General features: G+C 72.7%; 7 protein-coding genes. All 7 read right to left on the bottom strand.

From position 1 onward, the window contains the following. A partial coding sequence (locus CQZ88_RS29890; protein WP_102799810.1) for a rhomboid family intramembrane serine protease occupies positions 1–600 on the bottom strand: 600 nt, incomplete at its 3' end. Between the two features lie 76 nt (positions 601–676). Continuing rightward, a complete protein-coding gene (locus CQZ88_RS12280) occupies positions 677–1,696 on the bottom strand; it encodes a proline dehydrogenase family protein (protein ID WP_102799809.1) in 1,020 nt (339 codons plus the stop codon). Then, complete coding sequence (gene pruA / locus CQZ88_RS12275) at positions 1,693–3,333, bottom strand: L-glutamate gamma-semialdehyde dehydrogenase (RefSeq protein ID WP_102799808.1); 1,641 nt, start codon at positions 3,331–3,333, stop codon at positions 1,693–1,695. Before pruA ends, CQZ88_RS12280 begins: the two co-directional genes overlap by 4 nt. Positions 3,334–3,499: 166 nt before the next feature. After that, positions 3,500–4,585, bottom strand: coding sequence for a succinyldiaminopimelate transaminase (gene dapC / locus CQZ88_RS12270; RefSeq protein ID WP_102799813.1), 1,086 nt, complete (start codon positions 4,583–4,585; stop codon positions 3,500–3,502). A 35-nt stretch (positions 4,586–4,620) separates the two neighbouring features. Continuing rightward, on the bottom strand, positions 4,621–4,944 hold the full coding sequence (gene fdxA / locus CQZ88_RS12265; protein WP_006933964.1) for a ferredoxin: 324 nt from the start codon (positions 4,942–4,944) through the stop codon (positions 4,621–4,623). Between the two features lie 129 nt (positions 4,945–5,073). Then, positions 5,074–5,775, bottom strand: coding sequence for a hypothetical protein (locus tag CQZ88_RS12260; RefSeq protein WP_102799807.1), 702 nt, complete (start codon positions 5,773–5,775; stop codon positions 5,074–5,076). Next, on the bottom strand, positions 5,772–8,369 hold the full coding sequence (locus CQZ88_RS12255; protein WP_102799806.1) for a bifunctional FO biosynthesis protein CofGH: 2,598 nt from the start codon (positions 8,367–8,369) through the stop codon (positions 5,772–5,774). Before CQZ88_RS12255 ends, CQZ88_RS12260 begins: the two co-directional genes overlap by 4 nt. Between the last annotated feature and the right edge of the window lie 22 nt (positions 8,370–8,391).

Genomic DNA, 8,391 nt, shown 5'->3' with positions numbered 1-8,391 from the left:
GTGCCCGTCACCGGCCACCACCAGCACCGCGCCGGCGAGGCCGATGCCGACGGCGGCCGCGAGCACGGCCCCGCGAGCGCCGACCGCCAGCCACAGGCCCGCGATCGACCCCGCGACCGCGAACGACGCGCCCGAGCTGCCGGCACCGGTCGACGGCGACACGAACGCGGTGAACAGCCCGAACAGCAGCTGGCTCACCGCGAACAACCCGACCGCCCGGCCCGGGCCCCACACCCGCACCGCGACGGTCGCGACGACGGCGAGGAGGAGCAGATTCACCAGGGTGACGAACACGCCGCCGTCCTGCACGAGCACCGAGGTCAGGACCCGCCACCATTCGTCCTCGGCGCGGATCCGCAGCGGGTCGCGGCCGAACGTCCCGAGCAGCGACGGCACGGCCAGGCGCAGCAGCGACGGGACCGCGACTACGAGCCACAGCACGAGCGCGGTCACCGGCGGCGGCCACAGCAGCTGACCCGGCGGGGGCCACCACACCAGCCGCCCCGGCGGCGCGCACCGACGCTGCGCGAGCAGCACCGCGAGGGCCGCGACGAGGGCGAGCAGGAGCACCGAACCGGGGTCGGCCTCCGAGGTGCTCACGGGCGTCAATGTACCTGCGGACGTACCCGGCGTCCGGTTCCGTCGACGGCGGGTCCGCTCCCCCGGCGCCGGACGTTCAATCCCGTGACACCACCGAGCGCAGGAAGAACCGCAGGTTCGCCGGCCGCTCCGCGAGCCGCCGCATCAGGTACCCGTACCACTGGGCCCCGTAGGGGACGTACACCCGCATGCGTAGCCCGGCGCCGGCGAGCCGGCGCTGTTCGAGGTCGCGGATCCCGTACAGCATCTGATGCTCGAATCCGTCCGGGCCGCGGGCGTGCTCGGCGGCGAGCGGGCCCACGGCCGCCACGATCGCCGGGTCGTGCGAGGCCACCATCGGATAGCCCTGCCCGGCCATGAGCACCCGCAGGCACCGCAGGTACGAGGCGTCCACCTCGGCGGAATCCTGGTACGCCACCGACGCCGGTTCGCGGTAGGCGCCCTTGCACAGCCGCACCCGCGAGCCCGGGCCGGACAGGTCCCGGCAGTCCGCCTCGGTGCGGCGCAGGTAGGCCTGCAGCACGGCACCGACCCAGGGGAAGTCCTCGCGCAGCCGCCGCACGATCGACAGGGTGGCGTCGGTGGTGGTGTGGTCCTCGGCGTCGACGGTGACCCACACCCCCGCCGCGGCGGCGGCCGCGCAGATCTGCCGGGCGTGCCCGAGCGCGATGCCGGGGCCCTCGGCGCCGAGGGCCAGGCCGAGCGCGGTGAGCTTGACCGACACCTCCACCGCCGGCATCGGGGCATCGCGCTCGACCAGCGGAGCCAGGTCGGCGATCAGCGCCTCGTATTCGGCGACGATCGCCCGGGCCTGCGCGAGATCGGTGGTGTCCTCCCCGAGGTGGTCGATGCTCACCGCCCGTCCGGTGCCGAGCAGGGCCTTCGTGGCCGCCAGCGCGTCGGGGCGGGTGTCCCCGGCGACGAACCGGTCGACGAGCCGGCGTGTCGGCGGCGCCGTGGTGACCAGCGCCCGGACGCGGGGCGACTTCGCGGCCGCGAGGATCACCGGCCGCAGCGGGTTCGACGCCAGCCGCGGCAGCGCCCGCGACGTCACGGGCGGCGACGGCAGCGGTTCCGAGGCGACCACGGACCTCACCCGCCCTTCATGTGCGGGTACCGGTAGTCCGTCGGTGGCACGAACGTCTCCTTGATCGTCCGCGCCGACACCCAGCGCAGCAGGTTCAGCGGCGAGCCCGCCTTGTCGTCGGTGCCGGACGCCCGGCCGCCGCCGAAGGGTTGCTGCCCCACCACCGCGCCCGTGGGTTTGTCGTTGACGTAGAAGTTGCCGGCCGCGAACCGCAGCGCGGCGGTGGCCTCCTCGACGGCCGCGCGGTCCTCGGCGATCACCGAGCCGGTGAGCGCGTAGGGGGCGCCGCGGTCGACGAGGTCGAGCACCCGCCGCCACGCGTCCGGCTCCGCGTCGTCGTAGACGTGCACACTCAGCACCGGACCGAAGTACTCCGTGCACATCGACTCGTCACCCGGATCGTCGGTGAGCAGGACGGTGGGCCGCACGAACCAGCCGACCCACTGGTCGTACCCGCCGCCGACGGCGATCTCGATCGACTCGCGGTCGCGGGCCCGCTCGAGGGCGCCGACGACCTTCTCGTAGGCGGTCCGGTTGATCAGGGCGCCGCCGAAGTTCGACAGGTCGGTCACGTCGCCGTAGGTCAGGCTCTCGACCTCGTCGAGGAACTCGGTGCGCATGCGCCGCCACAGGGAGCGGGGCAGGAACGCCCGCGACGCCGCCGAGCACTTCTGCCCCTGATATTCGAAGGCCCCCCGGATCAGGGCCGTGGACAGCACGCCCGGATCGGCCGACGGGTGCGCGAGGACGAAGTCCTTGCCGCCGGTCTCCCCCACCAGCCGCGGATACGTGCGGTAGCCGTCGATGTTGGCCCCGACCTCCCGCCACAGGTGCTGGAACGTCCGGGTCGACCCGGTGAAGTGGATACCGGCCAGCCGCGGATCGCGCAGGAGCACCTCCGACGCGACCCGGCCGTCCCCGGTGATCAGATTGATCACGCCCGGCGGCATCCCCGCCGCCTCGAGCAGGCGCATCGTCCAGTACGCCGACAGGGACTGCGTCGGTGCGGGCTTCCACACCACGGTGTTGCCCAGCAGCGCCGGAGCGGTGGGCAGGTTCCCGGCGATCGCCGTGAAGTTGAACGGGGTGATCGCGTACACGAACCCCTCGAGCGGCCGGTAGTCCATCCGGTTCCACACACCCGGCGACGAATACGGCTGGTCGGCGAGCAGCGCCCGGGCGAAGTGCACGTTGAATCGCCAGAAGTCGACCAGTTCGCACGGCGCGTCGATCTCCGCCTGCTGCACCGACTTGGACTGGCCCAGCATGGTGGCGGCCGCGATCGTCTCCCGCCACGGCCCGGCCAGCAGGTCGGCGGCCCGCAGCAGCACGGCCGCGCGGGCGTCGAACGACATCTCCCGCCACGCGGGGGCCGCGGCCGTCGCCGCCTCGACGGCCGCCGTCGCCTCCGCCGGGGTGGCGTTGCGCAGGGTGCCGAGCACCGCGTGATGGTTGTGGGGCTGCACGATGTCGAAGCGATCGCCCTCACCGTGCACGTGCTCGCCGCCGATGACGTGCGAGACGTCCACCGGTTCGGCCGCCAGCTCCTTCAGCTTGGCGGTCAGACGCTCCCGCTCCGGGCTGCCGGGAGCGTAGGTGTGGACCGGCTCGTTGGCCGGCGCAGGAACTGCAGTGACGGCGTCCATGGGGCCTCCCTGGGCCCAGGGTAGCGCCGAACACGGCGTCGCATACGGCAATCCTGCTCGGGCAGCGTCGCTTCCGCCGCGCGCCGCTGCGCGCGCATCACGTCAGCCGGTGCGCGCGCATCACGTCAGCCGGTGCGCGCACATCACATCAGCCGGTGCGCGCACATCACATCAGCCGCTGCGCGGCGGCCGCGATCCTCTCGTCCGAGGCCGTCAGCGCGATCCGCACGTGCTGGACGCCGCCGGGACCGTAGAACTCGCCCGGGGCCACGAGGATCCCGCGTTCGGCGAACCAGTCCACCGTCGCGCGGCACTCCTCGCCGCGGCTCGCCCACAGGTACAGGCCGGCTTCGGAGTGATCCACCGTGAACCCGGCACCGCGGACGGCCGCGAGCAGCACCTCGCGGCGCTTGCGGTACAGCTCGCGCTGCGCGTTCTCGTGTTCGTCGTCGTTCAGCGCGACGGTCATCGCCGACTGGATCGGCAGCGGCACCATCATGCCGGCGTGCTTACGCACCTCGAGCAGGTCCGCGACGAGTTCGGCGTCGCCGGTGACGAAGCCGGCGCGGTAGCTGGCCAGGTTCGACGTCTTCGACAGCGAGTGCACCGCGAGCAGGTTCGTGTGGTCGCCGTCGCACACGCTCGGGTGCAGGATGGACAGTGCCTCACCCTCCCAGGTCAGGCCCAGGTAGCACTCGTCGGAGACGACGATCGCGTCCCGGCTGCGCGCCCAGTCCACCACCTTGCGCAGGTGTTCGAGGCCGAGCACCTTGCCCGTCGGGTTCGACGGCGAGTTCACGAACACCAGCGCCGCGCCCTCGGGTCCCAGGCGGTTGAGGCCGTCGGCACGAATGATCCGCGTGCCGGCGAGCAGCGCTCCCACCTCGTACGTCGGGTACGCGAGCTCGGGGATCACCACCAGGTCGCTGCCGCCGAGGCCGAGGAGGCTCGGCAGCCACGCGATCATCTCCTTGGTGCCGATGGCCGGCAGGATCGCGGACGCGTCGATGCCGGTGACGCCGTAGCGTCGGGCCAGCGCCCCGACCGCGGCGGCGCGCAGCGCTTCCGTGCCGTGGGTGGTCGGATACCCGGATTCCTCCGCGACGGCGAGCAGCGCCTCACGGATGACCGAGGCGACGGGGTCGACGGGGGTGCCGACCGAGAGATTGACGATGCCGCCGGGGTGCGCGGCCGCCTTCTCCTTCGCGCCGGTCAGCGAGTCCCACGGAAAGTCCGGCAGGCTCGCGGCCACCGAACGACGAGTGCGCGTCACGGTACCGCCGATCACTATTCCTCGCCCATGGGCGGCAGGGCCTTGACGAACGGCGGGTCGTAGTCGACCTTGCCGAGCTTCGCGGCGCCACCCGGGGATCCGAGATCGTCGAAGAAGTCGACGTTGGCCTTGACGTACGCGCTCCACTCGTCCGGCACGTCGTCCTCGTAGAAGATCGCCTCGACGGGGCACACCGGCTCGCAGGCACCGCAGTCCACGCACTCGTCCGGATGGATGTACAGCATGCGACCGCCCTCGTAGATGCAGTCGACCGGGCATTCCTCGATGCACGCCTTGTCCAACACGTCCACGCACGGTTCCGCAATCGTGTACGTCACTGGTGTTCTCCCTGCCTCTCTGGTCGCCCGCCCACCTGCACGGTCACGCCGAATCGGGGCGCGCTCCGCGTCCGTCGACGTCCAGTATCCCCCGCCGCGGGGACACCCCTCCGAGTTAGGGTGCCCTGACTAGACGGGCCCCGGCTGGGCGCCCAGCCACTGCTGCCCGTCCGCGGCGGCCCGGGACAGGGCGGACCGCTCGCCGACGTATCCGGCCAGTGCCCCCACCAGCGGCAGCACGCCGAGCGCGCGCCACGCGCCCGACGGCTGCGGACGCCGCGCGAATTCCGCGTTCACCGCGCGGACCAGGTCGATCGTCGACCGCACCGGACGCCGCACCCACGACAGCGGTGTCCCGGTTTCGTCCGTGCCGAGGAGGTCGCGGCGGCACAGCACGGCCGCGAGCATCCGCACCTGGCGGTCGCGGTCGTGGATTCCGCGTTCCCGGGCGACGGCGAGCAGCACGATCGCCTGGTTGACGAAGCCGAGCGCGTCCTGCAGCGGCAGCATCCGGCCCACCACCCCGAGCATGCCGGGGAACGCGACGGGCAGCGTCGAGACCGAGCCGAGCCCGCCGACCCACCAGTTCACCCGCTCCTGTTCCGACGCGGCCGCCCACGCCGCCGTGCCCGGCACGCGACCGGCGTCGAGCACGGCCGCGGCCGCGTCGAGCACCTGCTCGACCGGGGTCCGCTCCCGCACCGTGGGCACGAACGTGCGGGCCTTGAGACCGAACGGGTCGAGGTACGCCAGGTCGAACAGCGGCCCGACGCCCGCGGCGGTCGCATCCAGGGCCGCCGCGACGACCCCGTCGCCCAGCCTGGGGCTCACCGGCCGGCCCCGCTGAGGGCGCCCCCGTCGACAGCGAGCGGCGCGTAGGCGGTGCTCCGCTGACGGGCCGGGCGACCGATGCCCTCGGCGATCGCCACGAGTTCTGCCACGGTCTTCTCCGAGCCGTGCTGGGAACCCGCCATCCGGGAGATCGTCTCCTCCATCAGGGTGCCGCCGAGGTCGTTGGCGCCGCCCTGCAGCATCGCCTGCGTGCCGGCGACACCCAGCTTGACCCAGCTGGTCTGGATGTTGTCGATCCGGCCGTGCAGCATGATCCGCGCCAGCGCGTGCGCGGCGCGGTTGTCGCGCAACGTCGGACCGGGCCGCGACGCGCCGGCCAGGTACAGCGGCGACGACTGGTGCACGAACGGCAGCAGCACGAACTCCGTGAAGCCGCCGGTGCGGTCCTGGATCCCACGCAGCACGTTCAGGTGCCCCACCCAGTGGTGCGGCTGGTCGACGTGGCCGTACATCATCGTCGAGCTGGACCGCAGCCCCACCTCGTGTGCGGTGGTGACCACCTCGATCCACTCCGCGGTGGGCAGCTTGCCCTTGGTGAGCACCCAGCGGACCTCGTCGTCGAGGATCTCCGCGGCGGTGCCGGGGATCGTGTCGAGGCCGGCCTCACGCAGCTCGGTCAGCCAGTCGCGGACGGACACGCCGCTGCGGGAGACGCCGTTGGCGATCTCCATCGGGGAGAAGGCGTGCACGTGCATCGACGGCACCCGCTCCTTGACCGCGCGGACCAGGTCGGCGTAGCCGGTGACGGGCAGTTCCGGGTCGATGCCCCCCTGCATGCACACCTCGGTGGCACCGGCGACGTGCGCCTCCCACGCCCGGTCCGCAACCTCGGCGGTGGACAGGGTGAACGCGTCGGCGTCGCCCTTGCGCTGCGCGAACGCGCAGAACCGGCAGCCGGTGTAGCAGATGTTGGTGAAGTTGATGTTCCGGTTGATCACGTACGTGACGTCGTCGCCGACCGTGTCCCGGCGCAGCTGGTCGGCCAGGGCGACGACCGCCTCGAGGCCGGGCCCGTCGGCGTGCGCGAGGGCGACGTACTGGGCGTCGGTACAGCCGGCGGGGTCCTTCTCCGCGGCGCGCAGCGCCGAGAGCACGTCCCCGTCCAACCGCACCGGGGCATTCGCGCCGAGTGCGAGGACCTGCTCGCGCACGGTGTCCCAGTCGCCGAACGCGCTGCCGAGGTCGGAGCGGTACTCGGTGTTGCGCCCGGTCACGTCGATCTCGGAGTTCAGATCCACGCGGCCGCTGGACTCCCAATCGAGGTCGGGCTCCTGCCACGGCTGCCCCTGCGGGGTCACGTCCCAGGCCAGACCGGTCGCCGGGTCCGCCAGCGCGCGCACGTGGGCGGCGATCCGCGGGTCGATCCACGGCTGCCCGGCCAGCACGTACTGCGGCTGGGCCGCGATCCGCTCGGTGAGGGTGAACCCGGCGTCGGCGCTGATCCGTGCGAGCGCGTCCAGGTTCGGCCACGGCCGTTCCGGGTTGACGTGGTCCGGGGTCAGCGGTGAGACCCCGCCCCAGTCGTCGACGCCCGCGGCGAGCAGCGCGCGGCACTCGTCGGCGGCGACGAGGTTCGGCGGCGCCTGGATGCGCATGGACGGACCGAGCACGAGCCGGGCCACGGCGATCGCGGCCCGGAACTCGTCGAGTCCGGCGTCGTCCACGTCGCGCATCGCGGTGTCGTCCTTCGCCCGGAAGTTCTGCACGATCACTTCCTGGATATGTCCGAACGCCTTGTGCTGCTTGCGGATTGCCGCGATGGATTCGGCGCGCTCGGTGAGCGTCTCGCCGATGCCGACGAGGATGCCGGTCGTGAACGGCACCGACAGCCGGCCCGCGTCGGTGAGCACCCGCAGCCGTACCGCCGGGTCCTTGTCGGGGCTGCCGTAGTGGCACTCCCCCTGCTCGGTGAACAACCGGGTCGACGTGGTCTCGAGCATCATGCCCATCGACGGGGCCACCGGCTTGAGACGGGACATCTCGGCCCAGCTCATCACCCCGGGGTTCAGGTGCGGCAGCAGCCCGGTCTCCTCGAGAACCCGGATCGCCATCGCGCGCACGTAGTCGAGGGTCGAGTCGTAGCCCCGCTCGTCGAGCCACTGCCGCGCCTCCGGCCAGCGCTCCTCGGGCCGGTCACCGAGCGTGAAAAGCGCTTCCTTGCAACCCAGTTCGGATCCACGCCGGGCGATGTCCAGGATCTCGTCGGGCTCGAGATACATCCCCTGCCCGGCGGCGCGCAGCTTGCCCGGCACGGTCACGAACGTGCAGTAGTGGCAGCGGTCCCGGCACAGCCGGGTGATGGGGACGAACACCTTGCGGGAATAGGTGACCGTGCCTGGCCGGCCCGCCGCGAGCAGACCGGCGTCGCGGACCCGGGCGGCCGAGGCACACAGGTCCTCGAGATCCGATCCCCGGGCGGCGAGCAGGATCGCGGCCTCGTCGACGTTGAGCGTCGCCCCGTCCCGCGCGCGCCGCAACGCCCGCCGCATGCCCGACGGCGAAACCCGCACAGGATCCGCCGCGGACGACGCGGGCCCGGCCGCGCCGGCGCGGACCGAGGGCAGGGGCAACATCGCGGGCGTGGCACCGTCGTGG

Source organism: Rhodococcus sp. ENV425 (assembly GCF_002887785.1).
Classification (GTDB): Bacteria; Actinomycetota; Actinomycetes; order Mycobacteriales; family Mycobacteriaceae; genus Rhodococcus; species Rhodococcus aetherivorans.
The sequence above is the reverse complement of the archived record's forward strand: the minus strand, read 5'-3'. Positions and strand labels throughout refer to the sequence as shown.

Coding starts and splice junctions, on each gene's coding strand:
- pruA (WP_102799808.1), bottom strand. CDS start 3,333: ATGGACGCCGTCACTGCAGTTCCTGCGCCGGCCAACGAGCCGGTCCAC.
- CQZ88_RS12255 (WP_102799806.1), bottom strand. CDS start 8,369: ATGTTGCCCCTGCCCTCGGTCCGCGCCGGCGCGGCCGGGCCCGCGTCG.